Below are 22,339 nucleotides of genomic sequence, written 5' to 3'. Positions count from 1 at the left end.
ATTTCATCCCGCCGGCCATGCCGTGTTTACCAGTGCTGCCGGTGCCATTGCCGGCTGCCAAGGGCAGGTGGCATTCCTGTACCGTCGTCGCCCCGCCGCCGTTCCGTTCCCGCGCCCCGCCTGCCGTCTCCTGCTGAACCCTGTATCTAGCGCACGACGCCGCCATCGGCTGCGCCGTGTCGGCTGTCAGTTCTGTCAGGAGACAACCATGTTCATCAGGATATCCATCCCGGTGGTGCTCTGTGCACTCACCACCTCTCTCGCATTTGCCGGCGAACCTGCCGAGCTCGACGCGTTGCGGCAGGAACTCACGGCGCTGAGGCGCGACTACGAGTCGCGCATCGAAGCGTTGGAAGCCCGTATCCGGCAACTCGATGACGCTGCAGCGGTGGTTGGCGCGGCACCCGCTGCGACCGAAGCCGCCGTCCAGGAAAAACCGAACGACTTCAATCCGGCGCTCAGTGTGGTGCTGGTGGGAACGGCCACGGAGTTCGCGCCGGATCAGACGTTTGCCGTGCCGGGATTCATGGCCGGTGCCGAGGCGGGGGCCGGCGCGGCGGGGCTGTCCGCTGGCGAGTCCGAACTCAATGCCCGGGCAAATATCGATGACCGTTTCTATGGCAACTTCACCCTGGCGATCGCCGACGAGGACGGCGCAACCGCGGTCGATCTGGAGGAGGCCTGGCTCGAAACGGCGGCGCTGCCATACGGTATGCAGGTTCGTGCCGGTCGGTTCTTTTCCGGGATCGGTTATCGCAACCAGTTTCATCGCCATGCCGATGATTTTGTCGACCGGCCGTTGCCGTACCGGGTGTTCCTGGACGGTCAGTATATTGATGACGGGATCCAGGTACGCTGGCTGGCGCCGCTGGACCGGTACCTGGAACTCGGTACGGAGTGGCTGCGGGGTGTGGGTTACCCCGCCGGCGGTGCTGCGCATGCCGGCAAGGGCGCCTGGAGCCTATTCGCGCGCACGGGCGGTGATGTTGGCGACAGTCACAGCTGGCAGGGCAGCCTGTCCTGGCTGTCTGCGCGCGCCGCCGGGCGGGAATCCGGGAATGGCGACAGCTTCAGCGGAGATGTCGATCTCGCGCTGCTCGACGCTGTCTGGAAGTGGGCGCCGCACGGCAACCCGGTCGGCACCAACTTGAAACTGGAGGGCGCCCTGTTCTGGCAGCATCAGGACGGGCTGTTCACGCCCGCCGGCGCAGGCGGTCTGGCCTACGAGGCTGATCAGCGTGGCGGCTATCTCGAAGGCGTCTACCAGTTCATGCCCCGCTGGCGCGCTGGCGTACGCTATGCCTGGCTCGACAGCGCAGAGCCGGGCGCGGTTTTTGCCGGCACCGCACTGGAAACGCTGGGGGTTGCGCCTGAGATCACGTCGATCATGCTGGATTGGTCGCATAGCGAGTTCAGTCGGCTGCGCCTGCAATACAGCCGGGATGAATCAAACCTTGCCGCGGTCGACCGCTGGTACCTGCAGTATCTCATGAGCCTGGGCGCCCACGGGGCGCACCAGTTCTGAGGAGACGACCATGCTACGTTACCTGACAATGATGATAGGGGTGTTGTCCAGTACGCTATCCGTTGCGGCGGAACTGTCCGTTTTTGCCTGCGAACCGGAATGGGCGGCGCTGGCAACGGAACTCGGCGGTGACCGGGTCGAGGTGACATCGGCGACGACCGCGCTGCAGGATCCGCACCGGATCCAGGCGCGCCCCAGCCTGATCGCCCGCATGCGCAGCGCGGATCTGGTCATCTGTACCGGTGCCGAATTGGAAAGTGGCTGGCTGCCGCTGTTACTGCGCCGCGCAAACAATCCGCGCGTGCAGCCCGGACAGCCCGGCTATCTGGAAGCAGCGGCGGCCGTGACCCTGCTGGATCGACCGCAACGGCTGGACCGTGCCGCGGGTGACATCCATGCCCAGGGCAATCCGCATATCCAGACCAATCCGCACAACCTGGCAGCCGTCGCGCGGCTGCTGGCCGCGCGCTTATCGACCCTCGATCCGAACCATGCGCAAGACTATCGGGACAGGCTGGATGACTTCCTCGTCCGCTGGCAGGACGCCAATGCGCGTTGGGATGAGGCGGCGCTGCGGCTGCGCGGCAAGACCGTCGTGGTGCAGCATCGCAGCTGGTCCTACCTGGAGCAGTGGCTGGGCCTTACTGAGGTGGCCGCCATCGAGCCGAAGCCCGGTGTGCCGCCCGCCAGTGGTGACATGTCCCGGTTGGTGACACAGCTGGAGCAACAGCCGGCCGATGTCATCATACGTGCTGCCTATCAGGACGATGCGGGTGCGAAGTGGCTGTCGGAACGCACGGGTATCCCGGTGGCGGTGTTGCCGTTTACGGTGGGTGGATCGCCCGCGGCGCGGGATCTGTTCGGCCTGTTCGACGACACACTGCAACAGTTGCTGGCCGCAGTACCATGACGGCGGGCGGACTCGACCCCGACATCATCGGCGTGCCGATGCTGGCCGGGTTGCTGGTCGTGGCCACGCACGTGCCGCTGGGACGGGAGGTGCTGCGCCGTGGGATCATCTTCATCGATCTGGCCGTGGCGCAGATCGCCGGTCTGGGCGTGATTGCGGCACTGTCCATGGGCTGGGAGATCGGCGGCTGGCGCACCCAGCTCGTCGCCGTGGTCAGTGCGCTGCTCGGCGCATTGCTGATCCATGCCTTCGAACGCTTTCGGCCCGAGATCCAGGAAGCACTGATCGGCATCACCTTCGTGCTGGCGGCATCGTCCGGCCTGCTATTGCTGGCAGGCAATCCGCATGGGGCGGAGCATCTGTCCGAGCTGCTGTCGGGTCAGCTGCTGTGGGTCGATCCCCGGCAGCTGGCAACCGCCGCGACGGTGTATGCGGTTGTTCTGGCAGCCTGGTATCTCGGCAGCGTCCGCGGGCCCGTTTTCTACTTGCTGTTTGCAGTGACGGTCACGGTGTCGGTGCAACTGGTCGGTGTTTACCTGGTATTTTCCACGCTGATCATCCCGGCGGTGGCGGTACGCCATCTGCAGGGAAAGATCGCCATCGTCACCGGCTACCTGCTGGGCACCTCGGCCTATGCCGGTGGTCTGCTGTGTTCGCTCGTGTTCGACTGGCCGGCAGGCCCGGCTGTAGTGTGGATGCTGGCTCTGACGGCCACAATTTTCGGTGCCGTTGCGCGCACTGCTATCGAGACAGGTAACAGGACTGAGGGATGAATGACATGCGGGATTAGTGCGAAACCTGATCAGCATCGTGATGTGCTGTCCTGCAATTTTTTACGACGGGCGGCCCGTATCTCACACATAGTGACAGTATCGTATGAACGACTAAGCGGCATGCGGTGCAGGTGGTCGGAGGTTTAATCCACTCGCCCCGGCTCATTTGTTAAATTGGTGTGAACAGCCTCTCGGTCCTTACCGTTTATGTTGATGTCACGCTGTCGATATCAGGTGTTCGCCTGTTCCTGCAGCGCCAGTTCGCGCAATCCCTCGAGTCCCCGGCGCAGCACCTCGCTCGCGGCCGCGCGCGGAAAGACCATGTACGCCGGGTGCGGAAACTCGGGTGCCGTGTCGACCCGGTACAGGCGGCCTGCCAGCAGCAGGGGGCGGGCCATGCGCAGCGGCAGGAAACAGGAGCCGCCGTAGGCGAGGATGAGCTGGATGCCCAGCCAGCCGATGTTGACGACCTGCGCCGGCCGTTCCAGGTCGGGGTAGCTCTCGCGATGGTGTGCGAAGAAGCCGGGACCCCAGTCGACGTAGATATAATCCGCGCCGGGCCAGCGCGTGTCGGGCGCGGAACTCACCAGCACCAGGGTCTCGTCGAACAGGTGTTCCACCACCAGCCCCGGGGCATGGCTCGGGGTGTACATCAGGCCGATATCGAGCGTGCCCTCGATCAGTCGCCGCATCAGGTCCTCTTCGAACCCGATCTCGCTGCGGATGGAAACGTCCGGTGCCGTGCGTCGCATCCAGCCGACCCAGGCGGGCAGGAATGCCTCCCACAGGGCGATGCGACCGCCGATCCGCAGGCTGGCACGGAAGCGCTCGGGCAGTCCCACGTCATGACGCGCCTGTTCCACGGTCAGCACCAGGGTCTTGGCATGCTGCAGCAGGCGCGATCCGGCCGGTGTGAGCGTTGCCCCGGCGCGGTTGCGGACGAACAGCCTGGCGCCGAGCGACTGTTCCAGTTGCTGGATCCGGGCGCTGACCGTCGATTGGGTCACATGCAGACGTCTGGCCGCCTCGAGAAAGCTGCCGTGGGCGGCAATGGCAAGGAAGGTGCGGGCCTGCTCGATGTCCACGCGTGTACACCGTCAAATATCGAATTATTCGATATTATCAAGCAATAAATATCGTTTGTCTAAATATTGTCCGGTCGCATAATGGCAGGAAAGGTCCCTGAGAGGAGCAGTCCATGACCAAAACCGCAGTTCAGATCCATCCCGGCGCTGCGCTGGCCGGGCTCGCGCGCGACGAGGAGGGATTCCTACTCGACGCGTCTGACTGGAATCCCGAACTGGTCGAGCCGTTGGCCGCGGAGTCCGGGTTGGCGCTGACCGCGGAGCGGCGCGAAATCATCCGCTACATTCGGGAGTATTTCGAGACCCGCCAGAGTGTCCCGGAGGCGCGGGTCTTGCTCAGGCACATGCGCAGCATCTGGGGCGGAGATAAGGCCACCCGGCGCTATCTCTACCGGCTGTTTCCGCGCGGTTACGGGCAACAGGCGTGCAAGCTCGCCGGGATGCGCAAGCCGCGCAAGCTGATGCTGGATGTCTGATTGCGCAGGTGCCGTGCGCTCGCCCGCGCCGTCGGGGTGCGCGCCAGGTCAGACCGCAGAGCGTCGGCCCGCGGATCGATGCAGACCGGTTGCGCGCTGCACCAATCCCTGCGGGGCGCGGGTCAGACGCAACCTGTCGGCTTGGGCAGGCCGCCATACTTGGTGATCGGCTTCATCGGGCCGGTCATCCACATCTTGAACATCTCCTTCTGGTCCTCGCCCAGGTACTTGGAGAACTTGCGAATGGGCGGCACGACGGCGTGTTCGTCATAATATTCCCGGGCCTTCAGTATCTGCTGCCACTTGGCTTCATCGAGTTCCACGCCGTCGAGCTCGGCCATGCTGCGGGCAATTTCAGGTGTCCACAGGCTGCTGTCGACTAGGTAGCCGTCACCGTCACGTTCGGGTAATTGCATTGCTACACCTCGCTGTAAGAATAAAACCGGTTCCATGCTGTGCGCCGGAGTGTCACCGGGTGAAACACACCGTGCTTGTTCCGGCGGCGCCGGAGGTGAGTGCGCGTGATTGCCGCATCTCAGAGTTGCGACTGCAGGTACCACACCAGGAGCAGGGAAAACGCGAACGAGACGAGCATCAGTAGCCGTCGGGTCGCTACGAACGTCTTTTGGGTCATGATGAATACCTCCTTTGCCGCGCGTAACCGGGCCGGTCTCGCTGTTGCGATGCGCGGCACGCAGACACAGCCTAGTAATCCTGACCAAATTAGTCAAGTATTCTGGGCTGGGTAGGCTGGCACGGCCATGCAATGGGGTTGTAGTAGATGCAGCGGTGTCCGTCGCTGGTTCTGAATCCGGCACGTCGGACCGCCGGGGCAGCGGCCGTCAACGCGTCGGGGACAGGCGCATGGTCCGCGCCAGCGCTACGAACCTGGTGCTGCGGTGGCCGTCCGGTGGTGCCAAGGCGGAGGTGTCTTATGCATCCGGTCGGGCGCGGGTGGACCGCGCCCGCCGGGTCATTCAGGCGATGCGCAGATCGCCAGCCAGTGAGGTGTTGCTGAATCGGGTCTGCAGCTCTGCGGGACAGTTGATGAGCCGCATGCTGCCGTTGCGCTGCCGGGTCTTCCTGCGCAGCATCAGCAGCAGCGCCAGACCGGAGTCGCGGATGATACGTGTGTTCTGCAGGTCGATCTCGATATCGTTGATCAGCGTATAGCTGGCAACGATGGCTGCCTTGCTAAAGGTGTCGTGTTGCTGAAGATCCAGCGATTCGTTGGCCCAGATCCTCAGTGTTCGGCCGGTATCGTTTATTATCGTCCTGATCTGCATGGATTTGCCTCCTGAGCGGCGCGTCGTGCCGACAGCCGGGGTCGGGGAATACGCCGGCTGCCTGGAAATCGCGACACGCTTCATCCTAGACGATAGTCCAATCGCCAAGTATCCGCAAAACTACGTAGCCACCAAATCGACGGTATTTTGACGTTACTCTGCGAGGGCACTGCAACCCGCGCAGGTCTCAACCATGGCGCCAGCGGGATCAGATCGGCAGCGTGGCCTGGCTTTGCCGGGTGAGCTCGATGAGGTCGGCGAGCGATCTGGCGCGGGTCTTTTCCATGATCCGGCCGCGGTGGGTCTCCACGGTACGATTGCTCAGGTTCAGTGCCGTGGCGATTTCCTTGTTGGCCCTGCCGGCGACGACTAGCCACAGCACCTCGCGTTCGCGCGGCGTCAGCGCCGCCAGTCGTGCCTCGGCCGCGCGCCGGATCGCCAGCAGCGCGCGGTTGTCGCTGTCCTTGCGTATCGCTTCCTGGATCCGCTCCAGCAACAGGTTCTCGTCGCAGGGCTTTTCCAAGAAGTCGATCGCGCCGCGCCGGAATGCCTGTGCCGACATCGAGACGTTGCCGTGCCCGGTCAGGAAAATGATCGGCAGGCTGACATGTCGCGCCGCCAGCATTTCCTGCAGGCGCATGCCGCTGATCCCGGGCATGCGGATATCCAGCACCAGGCAACCGGGACGGTCGGGCGCACAGGCCTCGAGGAAGCTCTCCGCGCTGTCGAAACTCTCGGTCCGCAGCCGGGCGGTTTCCAGCAGCAGCTCCAGGGCGTTGCGCACGGCCGCATCGTCGTCGACCAGGAAAACGGTGGGGCGGGTATCCATGCCCTCAGCTTAACCCGTTCCGCGGGAGGGTGAAACGGAAGACGGCGCCGCCGCTCGGCCGGGTTTCCGCCCACAACTGGCCGCCGTGCGCCTCGATGATGGAGCGGCTGATCGCCAGTCCGAGCCCCATGCCTTCGGTTTTGGTCGAGTAGAACGTATCGAACAGCCGGTCGAAGCTGTCCGGCGGGATGCCCTGACCCGTGTCGCTCACCCCGACCTCGATCTGGTCGGTCGAGGCCAGGGTCGAGATCACCAGCCGATGCGCCCCGTGTGCCGGTGTCGCGCCGATGGACTCGATGGCGTTGTGCAGCAGGTTGAGGATGACCTGCTCGAGCTGGATGCTGTCGGCCATGACATCCGGCAGGCCGTGTGCAAGGTCGAGCTGCAGGGCGATACCCTGCCGGTCCAGGCGCGGCCGGATGAACTCGGCCGCTTCGCCGATCACACGATTGACGTTGATGCGGGTGCGCTGCGCCTTGCCCTTGGCGGCGAACTGCCGCATGCGGTGGATGATCTCACCGGCACGCTTGGCCTGCTGCGATGATGCCTCGAGGATGTGCACCAGCTTGTCCGGCTTGTCCTCAATGTTCTCGAGGATGCGCAGGCCCGACTGGCAATAGGTGGAAATCGCGGTGAGCGGTTGATTCAGCTCGTGCGCGATGCCGGAGGCCATCTCGCCCAGCGTGTTGAGCCGGTCGACGTGGGCGAGTTCGTTCTGGTGCCGGATTGCCTGTTCTTCAGCCAGCATGCGGAAACGTTCCTTGCGGCGCAGCTGGTAGAGCATGAGCAAGGTGACACTGATGAAGACGCCGAATACCGTGGCGGCGTAGGCCCAGTTGCGCACGGCCTCGCGTCTGAGGAGATTGGTCGCGGGCAGGTCGATCACATCCCAGCGGCTGCCCGCGATTGGCAGTGCTTCCGTGACGCGACCGCGTTCCTCGGCGGCGAGAAAGAATTCCCGCTGCAGGGTGTCGCGTGCGCCCTGCGCGGTAACCTCGATCAGTCCCGGCCGGTTCCGGTCCACCAGTATGAGTTCGTGCTTGGGGGATTGCAGGCGCTGCAGCACGCGCGCCAGCATGGCGGGTTGAAAGCTCAGGAAGAACACGCCGCGCGGTGCGTTCGCGTCACCCCAGGGCACCATGACATCGAAATGATAGCCCAGCGGATTGGGATGGATGTGTCCTTGTTCCTGGTAGCCGCGCGCGATGAATGCCAGGATGTCCTCCTGACAGATGTCGGCGACACGGTTCTCGAAGTCCGGTCGCAGGACATTGCCCTGCGTATCCGTGACGGTCAGTCCGAAGACTTCGGGAAAGTGTTCCTGGACCGCGGCTTCGAGTTCGTTCCAGTGCGTATCGTCATCGGGTTCGGTGAGGATCAGGTCGAGCAGCGCGCGCCGGTCGACGGCGAACAGCCGCATGGAACGCCGCAGTTCGTTGAGCAGGATCTCGATTTCATCGGCGGCGCCCTTGACCGAGGTGACCGCCAGCTGCTGGTGAAAGCGGTAGAAGTGACTCGTACGGCTCCATGCCTGCCACGCCAGCAGCAGCCCGACCATCAGCAGGATGATCAGCACATAGATATGGTAGCTGCCGGGTTGATTGGGAGGTGTGCTGCGCATGATCGCTGTTCGCTGGTTACGGGTTCGGCGCTGGCGGCGGGATGGGTTGGCAGGGCGCGATCATAATGGATAGGGCGGAACAATTCAGTAGCGTGGCTGCTGCCGATCCTGTGCACAGCGATAGCCGTGGCCGACGCCATGGCAACCGCTGTCCCGGCCCTGGTCGGGACGGCGCGCAGGCAAGCCGGGTCCGTGCGGTTACATGACGCGCACGGTGCCGGCCAGCGCGCTGGCGTTGAGCCGGGCCCGGATCTCCGGGCTGCAGTTCACGAGCCGGATCTGCTCCCGCGGCAATCCCGTTTTCTTGCACAGCATCGACAGCATGGACAGTCCGGAATCGCGGATCAGCCGGGTCTTGCGCAGGTCAATCACGATGTCGCTCAACGACTGGGAGGCGCTACAGGCGAGGGTGACTGCCTGGGAGAAGATGTTGTGCACTCTCCAGTCCAGTCGTTCATCGGCACGGATGGCGATCGTTCTGCCGGTACGGGTTTCGAATGTCTTGATTTGCACGGCGGTTCCTCCGTTCGGCCGCGGGCTTCCGGGTACGGTTCGCGCCGCCACGCACCTGTCACCCTGCTGTACAGGGGGATGCGTCGGCCAGCACCCGGTTGCCAGTCTGCAGCACGCGCCGTCTCGCCGCAGTCGTCCGGTGTCATACGGTAGCCGTCGGAAACCATTGATCCCGAAGGTAGCGATCGTGCCGGGCACAGGCTATCCGTGTGACTACGTACGTATTTATACGGACGGGCAGGATGGCGCGGTCGGGTGGACTGCGGGTCCGTGCCGGCGCGGTGGCGCGTGGGTTGACGGTTGTCATTGCAGCGCGGGCGCCGCAGCCGCAAATTCGCGTGCGTAACCGCACACATGCCAGTATCCTCGCGCTGACACCAGGGAGTCGCGCACCTGCGTGACCCGGATGCGGATGTAAACGCTGCAGGAGAACCGACATGACGACAGATCTCGATCCGCTGCTCGGTAACTGGTACCGGCATCTCGACAAGGGCCAGGAGTTCTGCGTAGTCGCCATCGATGATGATGACGGTACCGTGGAAATCCAGTATTTCGATGGCAGCATCGAGGCACTGGAGCCGGATGAATGGTACGAGCTCGAAATCGAGACGGCCGAGGAGCCGGAAAACTGGGCCGGCGCCCTGGACATCGCCGAAATCGACGATCTGGGTGAGGAGGTTACCGATACCAGCGATGACGACTGGCGGGCGCCGCAGGAAGAGATTCGACATGCCGCCGAAAACGAGCCGCTGATCGGTACCGGGCCGCTCGACGAGTGGGATGAGACGACACGGCAGGGCGAAGACTGACGCGGAAACGGTATGCTGCGCGAACAACAGGTCGATCAATTCGGGCAGATGCTCAGGCAACGTTACCCACAGGAGCTGGAACGGATCCACACCCTGCTGCTGCAGTCCGGCGAGCAGAGCTACATCGAACTTGTCGGCCGGGTGCATGACAGCGAGGAGGCCGCGCTGGCCGACCTGCTGGTCGATGTGTCGCTGGCGAAACTCGACCGGCATGCCGCCGAAATTCGCGCCATCGACGCGGTGCTGCGGCGTATCGCCCGGGGTGGCTAGGGGCAGTGCGTGGAATGCGGCGCGGCGCTGCATGCCGCGCCAGACCCGCCAGGAACAGCGCGACCGGACCCGGCGCAAACTCTCGCTCAAGCATCTAATTCAAAACAGGTCCTTTGGATAGCCGCCGTCATGCCCGCGGCGGCGGGCAACCAGAAACGTCCGTGAATACCGGATTCCCGCAACTGCGGGAATGACAGCCGGATCTTGCTGCAAAGCAAACAGAAAAGTCGAGATCGGTGCTAGTTCCCCAGCGTGATGACGCGGATCAGGTCGGTGCCGCCGGCCTGCTGGTGGTGACCCGCGGTCGACACCACGATATCCCCGGTCTGCAGATAACCCAGTGCCTTGCCCTGCTCGATGGCGAAGTCCAGTCGTGCGCGATCCGCCGGTTCGCCGTCGTAGAGCATGGGGATCACGCCCCAGTTCATGGCCAGCTTGCGCGCCACCCGGGAGGAAGAGGTGATGGCGAGGATCGGAATCTCCGGACGGTATTTGGAGATCTGGCGCGAGGTGAAGCCGGTCTCGGTCAGGCTGATGATCGCTGCCGCCTTGACATGCGAGGACATGCTGACTGCAGCCTGGCTGACAGCCTCGGTCACCACGTTCGAGGGCATGGCCTTGATGCGCTGCAGGTAACCGTAGTCGCCGAGCGAGGCCTCGGCGCGCCGGGCGATGGTGGCCATGGTGATGACGGCCTCGACCGGGTACTTGCCGACCGCGGTCTCGCCGGAGAGCATGACGGCCGAGGTGCCGTCCAGGATGGCGTTGGCCACGTCGCTGGCCTCGGCACGGGTCGGTTTCGGATTGTGCTCCATGCTCGCCAGCATCTGGGTCGCGGTGATGACCGGCTTGCCCTCGGCCACGGTGGTGCGGATGATGAGCTTCTGGGTGGCGGGCACGTCGGCCAGCGGCAGTTCCACGCCCATGTCGCCGCGCGCGACCATGATCCCGTCCGCCGCGCTCACGATCTCCTGCAGGTTGGCCACCCCGGCCTTGTTCTCGATCTTGGCGATGATCGGGATATTCACACCCTTCTCGACGAGGATCTCGCGCATCTTGTAGATATCGTCGGCGGACTGGATGAAGGAGGCGGCGATGTAATCGACGTCGTTCTCGGCGGCGAAGCCGAGCTCCCTGACCACGTCCTCCCGGTTTTCCGGGCTGACGGCGCTGAGTGCCAGCCGCGTCTCGGGGAGATTGACGCTCTTGCTGTTGCCGAGCCAGCCGCCGTGGATGACCCGGCAGGTGATGGCGCTGCCGCTGACGGCTGCCACCACCAGCTCGATGGCACCGTCGTCGAGCAGGATCGGCGTGCCGGCCCGGACTTCCTCGAACAGTTTCTTGTAGGTGATCGCGACCCCGCTGGCGTTACCCTTGCGGCCGTCGTTGTACAGGGTGAAGCTGGCACCGGGCAGCAGTTCGGCCTTGCCGTCTTCGAGCAGACCGGTACGGATCTCGATGCCGCGGGTATCGATCATGATGGCGATATTGGTGCCGACCTGCTCGGACGCCTGGCGCAGCAGGCCGATCTGTTCCCGGTGCGCATCGAGGGTGCCGTGCGACAGGTTCAGCCGCGCCACGTTCATGCCGGCGCGGATCATGGCGACGAGCTTGTCCAGCGCGCTGCAGGCCGGTCCGATGGTGGCAACGATCTTGGTCTTGCGCTGGGTGTTCGTGCTGCTGCTTGGGTGTGTCATACGGGCCGTGCCGCCTGCCGGGTGTCGTGGAAAGGTGAGTAATTGCGGATATTCTACTGCTTCTCGATGCGCGGCTGTACGTTTATTCGCATCGCCCGGACCAAGCCTGTCACGGGCCGGCCGCTGGACCGAGCCGGCCGGCGAACTGCCAGGCGATGAAGAGCGCGGTGCCGGCCGCCCCGGTTGCCGGTACCCAGGCCGGGACGGCGAAGCCGCGGTAGGTCTCCGCCGCACGCCGCTTGATGCGCCACAATGACAGATTGACGAGCACGAACACCAGCAGGATGCAGTAGCTGGTGGCGCGCGCCAGATCCTCGAGCGGGAACCACAGTGCCATCAGCAGGACGAGGGCCGCCACGAGCCCGGTGGCGTGCACGGGGGTGCGTGTCACCGGATGCACCCGTGCCAGCCAGGACGGCGCCCAGCCGCGGCTGCCCATGCCATAACAGACGCGCGAGACCATGATGATCTGGATCAACGCCCCGTTGATCACCGCGATCAGGCTCAGCACCGTGATCAGGACCGGGGACGTTCCGCGCGCCTGCGCGTAGAGAAAGGCCAGCGGGGCGTCCGCAGCGGCCAGCCGTGCCGGTGTGGTCGCGCTGACCGCGACCAGTGCGACCGCGCAGTAGAGCAGGGTCGACAGGCCCAGGGTCAGCAGGATGGCACGTGGCAGATTGCGTTGCGGGTCCTGCACCTCCTCCGCGATGTTGACCATGTCCTCGAAACCGAGGAAGGCGTAGAAGGCCAGGAACGCGCCCGCCATGAGACCGTGATGCGCCAGGCCGGACATGGGGCTGGCCTGCAATGCCAGGGTATGGAGCAGCGTGGCACCGTCCGGCCGGGCTACCCACAGGATCAGCAGCAGGCCGGCGATCTCCGCCACGGTCATCAAACTGGCGACGGTTACGGACTGGGTGATGCCCCATAGCGCGAGCGCGCCCAGCGCAGACACCAGCAGCGCGATGGCGAGCGGCTCCGGTACTGCGACCAACACCTGCAGATAACCGGTGAATCCGCGGGCGATGGCGGCTGCGGAAACGATGCCGGCCAGGCTGATCAATATACCGGTCAGCCGCGCCAGCGCGCGCCGACCCAGGCCCTGCTGGACGTACATCACCTCGCCGGCACTGTACGGGAATCGGGCCGACAGCTCGGCATAGCTGAGCGCCGTGAATGCCGCCAGCAGTGACGCCAGCAGGAATGCCAGCGGGGTCTGGTAACCGGCGTGGGCCGCAACCGTGCCGATGAGGACATAGATGCCGGCGCCGATGATGTTGCCCAGTCCGTAATAGGTCACCCGAGCCAGTGTCAGAGAACGGCGCAGGGGCGGTTGCGGTGTCGGGGCAGATGGGTGGTCGGTGTCGGGCATGGCAGCCGGGCGCGGGTTGGTCGCAACAGTGTTACGGAATCGGTGGCAGGCGACAAGCCAGCGGCGGCGTCGATGCGGCCGCAGGGGCATGATTGCGCGCGCGTGGGATGCCTGCCTGCCGGATCCGCCCTGTCTTTCCGGGCTGCCTTGCCCGGTTCAGGCGCACGGCATGGCGCGGCCGCTGGCGGTGTGCGGTCAGCGTATCCCTGGTCTGCCGGTTACGGCACCGGAGCGATCGCGATTGCACGTAACGGCGCTAGCATCCCGTGTCGACCCGATCCATGCAACGGGTAACATTTGGACTCTGTCTCATCCTGCCGTGTCAGCGGCTTGGTGATGCGCGCTACGGAGGGTAAGCCCGTTCCGGGCGCTGCCGCTCCCTGGCCTTGGCGCCATCCGCTCAGGTAGCATCGGTTACGCCATGCCTGCAAGACCATGCACGGGGCCTGCTGCGCACAACCGCGCGGAATCAGGAGACCGGTTCCAGGCAGCGGCGGAGTGTGTGGAACGGAAGGGAAATGCTGCCATGAGCGCGAGTCAGCAGGACATGATCGGCGATATCGAGGCCGAGGTGCGTTTCACGCAACATCTCATCGGCCGCGCGGCCCTTGACCCGCGGGTGATGCAGGCCATGGCAACGGTGCCGCGCGAGCGGTTCGTGCCGGATAACCTGCGCATGCTCGCCTTCGAGAACGGTCCGCTGCCGATCGGCCACGGCCAGACGATTTCCCAGCCCTACATCGTGGCGCTCATGACCGACCTGCTGCAACCCGCGGCCGATCACACGATACTCGAGATCGGCACCGGGTCCGGCTACCAGGCCGCGATCCTGTCACGCCTGTGCGCCCGGGTCCATAGCGTGGAGCGCGTGCCCGAACTTGGTGCGGCGGCGGGTAAACGCCTGCACGCCATGGGCTACGACAATGTCGAGGTGCATATCGGCGACGGCTATGCAGGCTGGCCCGCGCATGCCCCCTATGACGGTATCATCGTGACTGCAGCGGCGCCGTTCATCCCACCGGCGCTGGCCGAGCAGCTCCGGCCGGGCGGGCGGCTTGTCATCCCGGTCGGGGAGCGCTATGGCCACCAGGCGCTCAAGCTGGCGGAAAAACAGGCGGACGGTACGCTGCAGGAGCGTACCATCCTCGGTGTCGCCTTCGTGCCGCTGGTGGGCGGGGAGGAGACGCATGCTTCCTGAGCCTCTGCCGCGGGACTACAATGCCGGGTGTCACCGCTGCGCGCGGACTGGCCGTTGCGCGCGCGTGTCTGTATAACTGTGGCGCAACCCGACGTCTTTCCATCGATCACTGACTGAATCCATGCACCGGCGAATAGCAACCAGACTCTCCACCGCCTTGGTCATCATTGTGGCCGTGAGCGGCATACTGACGGGGATAGCCGTCACCCAGTCCGGCACCGAACTGCTGATCAACGCCTCCACCTCGCGGTTGGCGCAGGAGAGCAGGGTGGCATCCATCCGGCTGCGCGATATCCTGGATGACGTGCAGCGTGATGTGGGTTTCCTGGCCCAGAGTCCCGCCGTACGTGCCGTGGTCAATGCCATGCAGGCCGACGTCCCCGACCCTGAGGCAGTGCGGTTGGCCCGCGCGCGGCTGCAGGATGTCTTTGCGGCCCTGCTGAACAACCACCCCTGGTATGTGCAGATGCGGCTCATCGGCGTCGCCGACGAAGGCCGGGAAGTGGTGCGTGTCAACCAGGCGGGCGGCCAGGTCCTGCGCGTCCCCGACGAGGCCCTGCAGCAGAAGCAGAACCGCGAGTATTTCTGGCAGGCGCTGCACACCCCGCCCGGCCAGGTTTACTGGTCGCCGATCGATCTCAACCAGGAGCATGGGCAGATCGTCGAGCCGATCCAGCCCATGCTGCGCGCCGCGCTGCCGGTCACGGGCAAGGACGGGCAGCCCTTCGGCATCATGATCGTCAATCTCGATGTGCACCAGGTATTCGCTGCGGCACGGGAGGTGGTCACGCCCGACATCAACCTCTACATCGCGAACCAGGCCGGCGATTACCTCTACCATCCGGAACCGGAGAAGACCTTCGGCTTCGAGCGCGGGCAGCGTTTCCTGATGCAGGACGATTTCACCGACGCCGTGTTCCAGCCCAGCGCCGCTGCCGGCGTGATGCTCGAGGAAGTCCAGCCCGCCGATGCCCCGCATCCGGTGGTCGCCTACCTCAGCCGGCTGCCGCTGGAGCCGGAAACGGGCAACGATCTGCTCATCGGACTGACCCGTCCGCGTGCGGAAATCCTGGCGGAAGTGAACCAGGCCCGGCGTCGCAACGCGACGCTGATCATCCCCCTGGTGCTGGCCGGCGCCTTCGTGGTGATCTGGCTGGTGCGGGTCCTCATCGCACCGCTCGAGCGTGTTACCCGCGAGGTCAGTCGCTACGCGCCGGGCCACCAGCCCGAGTTGCCGGAACAGAACCGGCAGGACGAGGTGGGTCAGCTGGCCCAGGCCTTCGCGCGCATGTCCGGCCGCATCGATCAGCAGGTGACGGAACTGGACATGCAGCGCAAGCGCTTTCAGAGCCTGTTCGAGGCGGTGCCGGATGCGGTCCTCATCATCGACCAGGATGGCAGCGTGGAATATTCCAACCCGGCAACAGAGCGGCTGTTCGGCTATGCCCCCAGCGAACTGCGCGGTGTGAACATCAAGCTGCTGATGCCCGAACCGTATCGTAGCCATCATGACGAGTACATACAGCGTTACCTGGACGGCGGCGAAGCGCATGTGATCGGTATCGGGCGCAAGGTGGTCGGCCGCCACAAGAACGGCCGTACCGTGCCGCTGTACCTGTCGATCGGGGAATTCAGCCTGCAGGGCCGGCGTAAGTTCACCGGCATACTGCACGATATCTCGGCGCAGTCCATGGACCGGCAGCGTACCGAGCACGTACCGCAATGATGTTTACCTATCTCAAATTTCGTATTTGCCTTGCAGCAGCATCCGGTTGATATTCCCGCGTGGGCGGGAATCCGATTTTGGCAGGCTGATCTGAATGCCCGTCTCCGCGGGCATGGCGGTGTCTAAAACAGGCATATTTTAAGACGGGTTCCAGCACCCGTTGCCTATTCCCCGCAACGCCACCGTTGCGATTCCATTCCAAGCTACGGCACTTCCCGCTCATGGCGCTACAGCCTTGCCTGGCGCGCCCCGCAGGCGTGCATAGGGTGGCTGCCGCGTGCGGGTTGCTGTGACCACAGGCGGCACAGGCTGGCTGTCGCAAGCGTAACCATCCCGGACGGTGGCGTGACGTGGTGTGTGCAGCCACAAAAAAAGACCGCGCCGTAGCGCGGTCGGAAATGTGTGCCCGGGTCGGGTGTCCGGGTACACAGGGGATGGGTCAGTCCTCGATCTCGATTAGTCCGGCGTTCTCGATGCGCACCGGACCGCTGTTGAACGTGGCGTCCTGCGCCTGCACGAACGTGCCGCTCTGGGCGAGATCGCAGAAGGCCTGCTCCTGCAGCGCCGCGCCGTCGACATCTGCGAACGCAGCCGCCGTGGCGGTATCGACGAGGACCGCGAGAATGTCGAAATCCTGGTCTACGATGGCCGGGTTGCAGGTGTTGCTGCCGACCGGGCCGCGCAGACGCACCTGGCCAGGATCGGCGGCGCCACGGTCGCGCACTTCCGTGGCAATCACCGCGTCGTTCGCATCGAGGTAGCCGCGCACCTCCACCTGGCGGTTGCCGCTGCCGCCGGCGATGAGGCCGTCGCTGTCGGCGGTCAGCGCCGAGGTGTTGACCGTGATCACCGAGAGCATGTTGAAACTGCCGCCGAGGGGCAGGCTCGCCGGTGCCTCGATGCGCACGCGGCGGTCGCGGAAGCGGATCCTGTCGGCGCTCAGGACGCCGCTGGCAGTGTCGAGCGTGCCCTCGGCCTCGAGTTTCGCGCCGATGCCAATGTCGGCCTGGGTGCCGCCCTCGAACACGGTGCCGGCACCGAGGGTGACCGGCTGGCCGGCGATCACGAGCGGGCTCACGCTGTTTACCAGTCCCTCGATCTCCGCCCGGAGCGACGTGCTGCTGGCATTGCCGGGTATCGCCAGGCCCGGTGCGAGGCATTCGACATCCGTCACCGTCGCGATGATATCGGGTGGCGCGCTGTACAGCGGATCGGGGGTTGCCTTGACCTCCACGAGATCGCCGGGACTCACCACGCCGCCACTGCAGTTACGCGCCGTCACGGTACCCGGAACCGCAATCTCCTGGATGCCGATATTGAAGCTCCCGCTGCTGGCTGGTGCTGCCGCGCTGCCCACCAGCTTCCATTCCGCCAGGCCGGTGGTGACCCGTTCGATGCGCGCGGCCAGGACTATGCCGGCGTTGTCGGCAAAGCCGCTGACCTCGACCTCGTCGCCCGCGGTCAGGGTGAGTCCGGCGACCGGGTTGTCGTCCTGATATTGTGCGCTGTCCGCGGTCGTGAGCACGTTCTGGCCCAGGACCTGCAGCGGGGCCAGTGCCGTGACCGGACCCTTGACCTGGTTGCCGATGTCGATGGTGACGGCGGTGCCGCTGCTGAAATCGGCGCTGACATCGTCGCCGATGTCGATGCGCGCGACCGCGCCGATGCCGCGCTGCATCAGCTGCGCCTCCGTGATCGGCGTGCCATCCCAGAAGATCTGTGTGCTGGCATCGATGGTGAACTCGCGCGTGTCGTTGATGATGATGCTGCCGAAGGCGGTAACGGAGCCGAGTCCGGTGCCGCTGATGCCTCCGCTCGCAAACAGGGAGGAACCTGCACCGCCGCAACCGGCCAGTCCAGCCAGGGCCAGGCCCGTCAGCAATCCACGTGTGCACGGTGACTTCATGGTGATGAATCCTCGTCGAGGTTTTCTTCGAAATAGTACATGGCCAGCCCGGCGCGGATCCGGCCGCTGCCGCCCGCCTGCGGGTTGGCGTCGCGATCGCGCTGCGCCAGCCAGGCATTGAATTCCTCGAGCAGGGTGCGGCCCCGCTCGCCAGCCAGCTGCCTGAACTCGTCCACGGCCTCCCGCGACAGATTGTCGTACTGCACCTTGAGTTGCAATCGGGAAGTGTCGTGATCCGACACCAGGTTGTGATCGATGGTGCTGACCAGGTCGGCGACGTCGGTCCCGAATATCGACAGCATGTCGGCCTCGCCGCGCTTGGGCACGTAGGCACGGTGCAACAGGTGTATCATCCCGTCGGCGTGCTGTTCCACGGAGCCAACCCGGATGAGTTCGTCCAGGATGGCGCGCACCGGGATGTCGCCGCTGTATTTGCGCACCAGATGGGTGAAGCTGGGCTCGCCGCCTTCCAGCGGCAACGCCAGCGGCTTGCGCCCGGCATCCAGGTAATGCCGGTCCTGCAGCCAGCCGCCGATCACCCGCGCGGCCCGGTTGTGGCGCTGGGCGAGCGCGGCATCGTCGAGTGGCGGGAGTTCCAGCAGGCGCGAGACCTCGCGGCGGTAAATGCCGGTCAGCGTCGAGATGCGCGAGATCGACTGCTTGCGCCCCGCGATGGCATAGTCATGCTGGGCGACATCGACGAAGGTGCGCTTGGCCAGCTCGGCGAATCCCTCGTAGGGCATGCCGTAACGCATCAGGATGCGCACCACGGGGCGCAGCAGCCTGATCAGCGCGCTAGTCAATGCCTGTTCGGGATTCGTCATGACGGTTGCAGGTCGTCCTATCCGTGGTGATGGGTCTTGCGCCCCTAATCTGGATGATTTGGTACACTAATACCAAAAATTACATTTCTTGACAAGAATAAGCGTGTTATGAATTTCTGGCGGGGACGGACATGTCATCCCCGTCCGCCACCACGGCCGCTGCGATACCGAAATAACGAATTTAAATACAACTAGTTACAATCTATTGATGGGCGCGATGGCCGCATGCCTGCGCGCAGCGCTGTGGTTGCAGCGTCAGGGCGCGACCGCCCGGGGTGTGGTCCCTCGCTGCCGATGAGGGTAATGTGAGTACAGACAACTGCAGCACGCCCACCGGCACGATCTCGCGCCGGGGCGAGCGCTAAGCTGCCGCAACGAGAGTGCAGATGGAACAGAACGTCTCATTTGATGCCGACCTGATCCGCCGTTACGACCAGGCCGGGCCGCGCTATACCTCCTATCCGACGGCGGTGCAGTTCCACGAAGGCTTCAACGCGGAGTCCTATCGCACCCATGCGCTGGGCACCAATGCCAGCGGCCGGCCGCTGTCGTTGTACTTCCATATCCCGTTCTGCGCACGCCTGTGCTTCTACTGTGCCTGCAACAAGGTGGTGACCAAGAACCGTGCCCACGCGCTGCCCTACCTGCATGACCTGTATCGGGAGATCGCCCTGCAGGGCGCGCTGTTCGACGGCGCCCGGCCGGTCGACCAGTTGCACTGGGGCGGCGGCACGCCGACCTTCCTGAGTCATGAACAGATGGCCGGGCTCATGCAGGAGACGGCCCGGCATTTCCGCCTGCGCGACGACGATACCGGGGAGTATTCGATCGAGGTGGATCCGCGCGAGGCCGATGCGCAGACCATCGCGCTGCTGCGCGAAATCGGCTTCAACCGTATCAGCCTGGGCGTACAGGATCTCGAGGAACGCGTGCAGCGGGCGGTCAACCGCATCCAGCCCGAGGAACAGACGCTCGCGATCATGGATGCGGCGCGAGCACAGGGCTTCAAGTCCATCAACACGGATCTGATCTACGGCCTGCCGTTCCAGACGGTCGATTCCTTCGCCCGCACCCTGGACCGCGTGATCGAGTTCGGACCGGACCGGCTGTCCGTGTTCAACTACGCCCACCTGCCGCATCTGTTCATGCCGCAGAAGCGCATCAACGAGGCAGACCTGCCGCCACCCGCGGCGAAGCTGGAGATCCTGCAGCTCACTATCGAGCGCCTGACCGGGGCAGGCTACGTCTACATCGGCATGGATCATTTCGCCCGGCCGGACGACGAACTGGCCAGGGCCCAGCAGGCGGGCAGGCTGTACCGGAACTTCCAGGGTTACTCGACCCATGCCGGCTGCGACCTGGTCGCGCTGGGGATCACGTCCATCAGCAGTGTCGGTGCGACCTATGCCCAGAATGTGAAGACCCTGGACGCGTATCACGCGTGCATCGAGCGGGGAGAGTTGCCGGTATACCGGGGTGTCGTGCTCGATACGGACGATGTGCTGCGACGCGAGATCATCACCGACCTCATCTGCCACTTTTTCCTGGATATCCCTGCCGTCGAAAGCAAGTACCGGATCAACTTCGCCGAGTACTTCCACGATGCCCTCACCCGGCTCGACGCCATGGCCGCGGATGGGCTGCTGACCCGCGATGCGCGGGCGCTGGAGGTGCTGCCGGCCGGACGCCTGCTGATCAGGAATATCTGCATGGTCTTCGACCGCTACCTGCAGGAACGCGCGGCGCAGCAGTCATTCTCCCGGGTGATCTGAAATCCGCTGCAGCGTCCCGCGCGCCGCGGGGGATGCTGCGACGGTTCCGGGTGCAGACGCCGGTCAGTAGCTCGGGTCGTACATCATGTCCCTGATCAGTTGCCCGATGTCGGCCGGTCGCGGTGCGCCCGCCAGCCCGCTGTCCCAGGCCGTTTCGGCCACGGCCCGGGCGATGTCTGCAGACACCCGGCGCATGTCGTGCAGCGGTGGCAGCAGTGTGCCGGCAGCGAGTTGCGCCGGTTCCACGCTGTCCGCCAGGACGCGGGCGGCGGCGAGGAACATCGCATCGCTCAAGGTGCTGGCCTGGCAGGCGAGTGCCCCGAGGCCGATACCCGGAAACACGTAGGCGTTGTTGGCCTGCCCGGGTATCAGGGTCCTGTCCTGACAGCCTACCGGGCCGAACGGGCTGCCGCTGGCGAACAGCGCCCGTTCGCTGCTCCAGCGATAGGCGTCCTCGGCCGTGCACTCGGCGCGCGAGGAGGGATTGGACAGGGCGAAGATCACCGGGCGTTCGTTCAGTTCGGCCATCAGCCGGATGATCTCGCCGGTGAAGCTGCCAGGAGAGCCGGTCGCGCCGATCAGTACGTGCGGGCGCAGGTCGCGGATCGCTGTGAGCAGGTCGCGTTCCGGGAGGTCATGGGCGTAGGGCGCAAGATGTGCCGGGTGCGGTCCATTCGTTCTTACCACCAGTCCGGCGCGGTTCACGAGCCACAGCCGGCTACGGGCGGCGGTGGCGTCAGCGCCTGCGGCAACCTGGGCGGCAAGCACGAGTTCGGCGATGCCGGTGGCGGCCGAGCCGGCGCCCAGGAACAGGATTCGCAGGTCGGTGAGTCCGGTGCCCGTGACCCGGCTGGCGGCCAGCAGACAGGCCAGGGTCACCGCGGCGGTGCCCTGGATGTCGTCGTTGAAGCACAGCACGCGGTCGCGGTAGCGCGCGAGCAGGGTGTAGGCGTTCGGGGTGAGGAAGTCCTCGAACTGGAGCAGGGCGCGCGGATAGGCATCCTGCACCGCGGTGACGAATTCCTCTACCAGCGCATCGTATTCGGGGCCGCGCAGGCGCGGGCGGTCGGTGCCGAGGTACAGCGGGTCGCTGCGCAGGGTTTCGTTGTCGGTGCCGACGTCGAGCATCACCGGCAGGCACTGGCGGGGCGGGATGCCCGCACAGGCGGTGTACAGCGCGAGCTTCCCGACCGGTATGCCCATGCCGTTGGCGCCCAGGTCGCCGAGTCCGAGTATGCGCTCGCCGTCGGTGACCACGATCAGCCGCACGTCGCGTTCCGGCCAGTTGTCCAGGATGGCGCGTATCTGGCCGCGGTCTTCCGGTGTGATGTAGAAACCGCGCGGCTGGCGAAAGATATGCGCAAATTCGAGGCAGGCCTGACCGACCGTCGGGGTATAGATCAGCGGCATGATCTCCGCCAGATTGTCGATGACCAGGCGGTAGAACAGGCGCTCGTTGCGGCCCTGCAGGGCGAGCAGGAATATGTAGCGCTCGATGTCGGAGGTCTTGCGCCGGAGGTTGGCCAGCACGCGGTGCAGTTGCCCCGCCTGGCTGGAGACGCGCGCCGGCAGCAGGCCGCGCAGGCCGAAGCGTTCCCGCTCCGCCATGCTGAATGCAGTGCCCTTGTTGTAGCCGGCATGCCGCAGCAGGGCATAGCCACGCAGCGGCGGGTCGTGTTCCGGACTCTGGTCGTACATCGGGTCGATTCCTCGTGAGCGGGTGACGTCTGCCGGTGCGCCCCGGCCG

Annotated in this window: 20 protein-coding genes; 9 read left to right on the top strand and 11 right to left on the bottom strand. The window is 65.0% G+C overall.

Features of this window, described 5'->3' with window-relative positions; translation table 11 throughout:
* Positions 1 to 208 precede the first annotated feature (208 nt).
* From R3F42_03080 to R3F42_03070, 3 genes are read left to right on the top strand one after another with little or no spacing between them, the layout of a single operon-like run.
* Positions 209 to 1,525, top strand: coding sequence for a hypothetical protein (locus R3F42_03080; GenBank protein ID MEZ5541008.1), 1,317 nt, complete (start codon positions 209 to 211; stop codon positions 1,523 to 1,525).
* A 10-nt stretch (positions 1,526 to 1,535) separates the two neighbouring features.
* Entirely contained in the window at positions 1,536 to 2,435 is a 900-nt protein-coding gene (locus R3F42_03075; protein MEZ5541007.1) for a zinc ABC transporter substrate-binding protein, read from the top strand.
* Positions 2,432 to 3,208 (top strand): metal ABC transporter permease, encoded by a 777-nt coding sequence (locus R3F42_03070; protein MEZ5541006.1) that lies wholly within the window; start codon positions 2,432 to 2,434, stop codon positions 3,206 to 3,208. Before R3F42_03075 ends, R3F42_03070 begins: the two co-directional genes overlap by 4 nt.
* A gap of 230 nt (positions 3,209 to 3,438) precedes the next feature.
* On the opposite strand, the gene R3F42_03065 is transcribed toward R3F42_03070, so the two are convergent.
* Positions 3,439 to 4,293 carry a LysR family transcriptional regulator gene (locus R3F42_03065; GenBank protein ID MEZ5541005.1) on the bottom strand — a complete coding sequence of 285 codons (855 nt, stop codon included), beginning with the start codon at positions 4,291 to 4,293 and terminating at the stop codon, positions 3,439 to 3,441.
* A 113-nt stretch (positions 4,294 to 4,406) separates the two neighbouring features.
* On the opposite strand from R3F42_03065, the gene R3F42_03060 reads away from it, so the two are divergent.
* The gene (locus R3F42_03060; protein ID MEZ5541004.1) at positions 4,407 to 4,769 is read left to right on the top strand and encodes a TusE/DsrC/DsvC family sulfur relay protein; all 363 of its coding nucleotides are present in this window, start codon (positions 4,407 to 4,409) and stop codon (positions 4,767 to 4,769) included.
* Between the two features lie 122 nt (positions 4,770 to 4,891).
* On the opposite strand, the gene R3F42_03055 is transcribed toward R3F42_03060, so the two are convergent.
* The 5 genes from R3F42_03055 to R3F42_03035 all read right to left on the bottom strand — a co-directional run bounded on the left by R3F42_03055 (position 4,892) and on the right by R3F42_03035 (position 9,018).
* Positions 4,892 to 5,185 (bottom strand): TusE/DsrC/DsvC family sulfur relay protein, encoded by a 294-nt coding sequence (locus R3F42_03055; GenBank protein MEZ5541003.1) that lies wholly within the window; start codon positions 5,183 to 5,185, stop codon positions 4,892 to 4,894.
* 561 nt (positions 5,186 to 5,746) lie between these two features.
* Positions 5,747 to 6,055 carry a hypothetical protein gene (locus tag R3F42_03050; GenBank protein ID MEZ5541002.1) on the bottom strand — a complete coding sequence of 103 codons (309 nt, stop codon included), beginning with the start codon at positions 6,053 to 6,055 and terminating at the stop codon, positions 5,747 to 5,749.
* Between the two features lie 208 nt (positions 6,056 to 6,263).
* Positions 6,264 to 6,884 carry a response regulator gene (locus R3F42_03045; GenBank protein MEZ5541001.1) on the bottom strand — a complete coding sequence of 207 codons (621 nt, stop codon included), beginning with the start codon at positions 6,882 to 6,884 and terminating at the stop codon, positions 6,264 to 6,266.
* A gap of 4 nt (positions 6,885 to 6,888) precedes the next feature.
* On the bottom strand, positions 6,889 to 8,505 hold the full coding sequence (locus tag R3F42_03040) for an ATP-binding protein (protein ID MEZ5541000.1): 1,617 nt from the start codon (positions 8,503 to 8,505) through the stop codon (positions 6,889 to 6,891).
* Between the two features lie 198 nt (positions 8,506 to 8,703).
* The gene (locus R3F42_03035; GenBank protein MEZ5540999.1) at positions 8,704 to 9,018 is read right to left on the bottom strand and encodes an STAS domain-containing protein; all 315 of its coding nucleotides are present in this window, start codon (positions 9,016 to 9,018) and stop codon (positions 8,704 to 8,706) included.
* A gap of 437 nt (positions 9,019 to 9,455) precedes the next feature.
* Here R3F42_03035 and R3F42_03030 point away from each other — a divergent pair, with 437 nt between their 5' ends.
* Together R3F42_03030 and R3F42_03025 are read left to right on the top strand one after the other, a co-directional pair.
* Entirely contained in the window at positions 9,456 to 9,827 is a 372-nt protein-coding gene (locus R3F42_03030; protein MEZ5540998.1) for a DUF6763 family protein, read from the top strand.
* Positions 9,828 to 9,839: 12 nt separating this feature from the next.
* Positions 9,840 to 10,097 carry a hypothetical protein gene (locus R3F42_03025; GenBank protein MEZ5540997.1) on the top strand — a complete coding sequence of 86 codons (258 nt, stop codon included), beginning with the start codon at positions 9,840 to 9,842 and terminating at the stop codon, positions 10,095 to 10,097.
* Between the two features lie 239 nt (positions 10,098 to 10,336).
* Here the strand turns inward: R3F42_03025 and pyk are convergent, their stop codons facing one another.
* Positions 10,337 to 11,794, bottom strand: coding sequence for a pyruvate kinase (gene pyk / locus R3F42_03020; GenBank protein MEZ5540996.1), 1,458 nt, complete (start codon positions 11,792 to 11,794; stop codon positions 10,337 to 10,339).
* 109 nt (positions 11,795 to 11,903) lie between these two features.
* Entirely contained in the window at positions 11,904 to 13,166 is a 1,263-nt protein-coding gene (locus tag R3F42_03015; GenBank protein MEZ5540995.1) for an APC family permease, read from the bottom strand.
* A gap of 526 nt (positions 13,167 to 13,692) precedes the next feature.
* Here R3F42_03015 and R3F42_03010 point away from each other — a divergent pair.
* Both R3F42_03010 and R3F42_03005 read left to right on the top strand, forming a co-directional pair.
* Positions 13,693 to 14,364, top strand: a complete 672-nt coding sequence (locus R3F42_03010; GenBank protein MEZ5540994.1) for a protein-L-isoaspartate(D-aspartate) O-methyltransferase — start codon at positions 13,693 to 13,695, stop codon at positions 14,362 to 14,364.
* A 175-nt stretch (positions 14,365 to 14,539) separates the two neighbouring features.
* A complete protein-coding gene (locus R3F42_03005) occupies positions 14,540 to 16,090 on the top strand; it encodes a PAS domain S-box protein (GenBank protein ID MEZ5540993.1) in 1,551 nt (516 codons plus the stop codon).
* 439 nt (positions 16,091 to 16,529) lie between these two features.
* Here R3F42_03005 and R3F42_03000 read toward each other — a convergent pair whose 3' ends face one another.
* Positions 16,530 to 17,996, bottom strand: coding sequence for a DUF5666 domain-containing protein (locus R3F42_03000; GenBank protein ID MEZ5540992.1), 1,467 nt, complete (start codon positions 17,994 to 17,996; stop codon positions 16,530 to 16,532).
* A complete protein-coding gene (locus R3F42_02995; protein ID MEZ5540991.1) occupies positions 17,993 to 18,820 on the bottom strand; it encodes a DUF6502 family protein in 828 nt (275 codons plus the stop codon). Before R3F42_02995 ends, R3F42_03000 begins: the two co-directional genes overlap by 4 nt.
* A 386-nt stretch (positions 18,821 to 19,206) precedes the next feature.
* On the opposite strand from R3F42_02995, the gene hemN reads away from it, so the two are divergent.
* On the top strand, positions 19,207 to 20,592 hold the full coding sequence (hemN, locus tag R3F42_02990) for an oxygen-independent coproporphyrinogen III oxidase (GenBank protein MEZ5540990.1): 1,386 nt from the start codon (positions 19,207 to 19,209) through the stop codon (positions 20,590 to 20,592).
* A 63-nt stretch (positions 20,593 to 20,655) separates the two neighbouring features.
* On the opposite strand, the gene R3F42_02985 is transcribed toward hemN, so the two are convergent.
* Positions 20,656 to 22,290 (bottom strand): NAD-dependent malic enzyme, encoded by a 1,635-nt coding sequence (locus R3F42_02985; GenBank protein MEZ5540989.1) that lies wholly within the window; start codon positions 22,288 to 22,290, stop codon positions 20,656 to 20,658.
* Between the last annotated feature and the right edge of the window lie 49 nt (positions 22,291 to 22,339).

The sequence above is a fragment of the Pseudomonadota bacterium genome, assembly GCA_041395565.1.
Classification (GTDB): Bacteria; Pseudomonadota; Gammaproteobacteria; order UBA9214; family UBA9214; genus UBA9214.
This window is presented reverse-complemented; position numbering and strand designations above follow the sequence as displayed.

Bases quoted from the DNA above. Each gene is read 5' to 3' on its own strand.
- R3F42_03080 (MEZ5541008.1), top strand. From the start codon at position 209: ATGTTCATCAGGATATCCATCCCGGTGGTGCTCTGTGCACTCACCACC.
- R3F42_03075 (MEZ5541007.1), top strand. From the start codon at position 1,536: ATGCTACGTTACCTGACAATGATGATAGGGGTGTTGTCCAGTACGCTA.
- R3F42_03070 (MEZ5541006.1), top strand. From the start codon at position 2,432: ATGACGGCGGGCGGACTCGACCCCGACATCATCGGCGTGCCGATGCTG.
- R3F42_03060 (MEZ5541004.1), top strand. From the start codon at position 4,407: ATGACCAAAACCGCAGTTCAGATCCATCCCGGCGCTGCGCTGGCCGGG.
- R3F42_03055 (MEZ5541003.1), bottom strand. From the start codon at position 5,185: ATGCAATTACCCGAACGTGACGGTGACGGCTACCTAGTCGACAGCAGC.
- R3F42_03050 (MEZ5541002.1), bottom strand. From the start codon at position 6,055: ATGCAGATCAGGACGATAATAAACGATACCGGCCGAACACTGAGGATC.
- R3F42_03045 (MEZ5541001.1), bottom strand. From the start codon at position 6,884: ATGGATACCCGCCCCACCGTTTTCCTGGTCGACGACGATGCGGCCGTG.
- R3F42_03040 (MEZ5541000.1), bottom strand. From the start codon at position 8,505: ATGCGCAGCACACCTCCCAATCAACCCGGCAGCTACCATATCTATGTG.
- R3F42_03030 (MEZ5540998.1), top strand. From the start codon at position 9,456: ATGACGACAGATCTCGATCCGCTGCTCGGTAACTGGTACCGGCATCTC.
- R3F42_03025 (MEZ5540997.1), top strand. From the start codon at position 9,840: ATGCTGCGCGAACAACAGGTCGATCAATTCGGGCAGATGCTCAGGCAA.
- pyk (MEZ5540996.1), bottom strand. From the start codon at position 11,794: ATGACACACCCAAGCAGCAGCACGAACACCCAGCGCAAGACCAAGATC.
- R3F42_03015 (MEZ5540995.1), bottom strand. From the start codon at position 13,166: ATGCCCGACACCGACCACCCATCTGCCCCGACACCGCAACCGCCCCTG.
- R3F42_03010 (MEZ5540994.1), top strand. From the start codon at position 13,693: ATGAGCGCGAGTCAGCAGGACATGATCGGCGATATCGAGGCCGAGGTG.
- R3F42_03000 (MEZ5540992.1), bottom strand. From the start codon at position 17,996: ATGAAGTCACCGTGCACACGTGGATTGCTGACGGGCCTGGCCCTGGCT.
- R3F42_02995 (MEZ5540991.1), bottom strand. From the start codon at position 18,820: ATGACGAATCCCGAACAGGCATTGACTAGCGCGCTGATCAGGCTGCTG.
- hemN (MEZ5540990.1), top strand. From the start codon at position 19,207: ATGGAACAGAACGTCTCATTTGATGCCGACCTGATCCGCCGTTACGAC.
- R3F42_02985 (MEZ5540989.1), bottom strand. From the start codon at position 22,290: ATGTACGACCAGAGTCCGGAACACGACCCGCCGCTGCGTGGCTATGCC.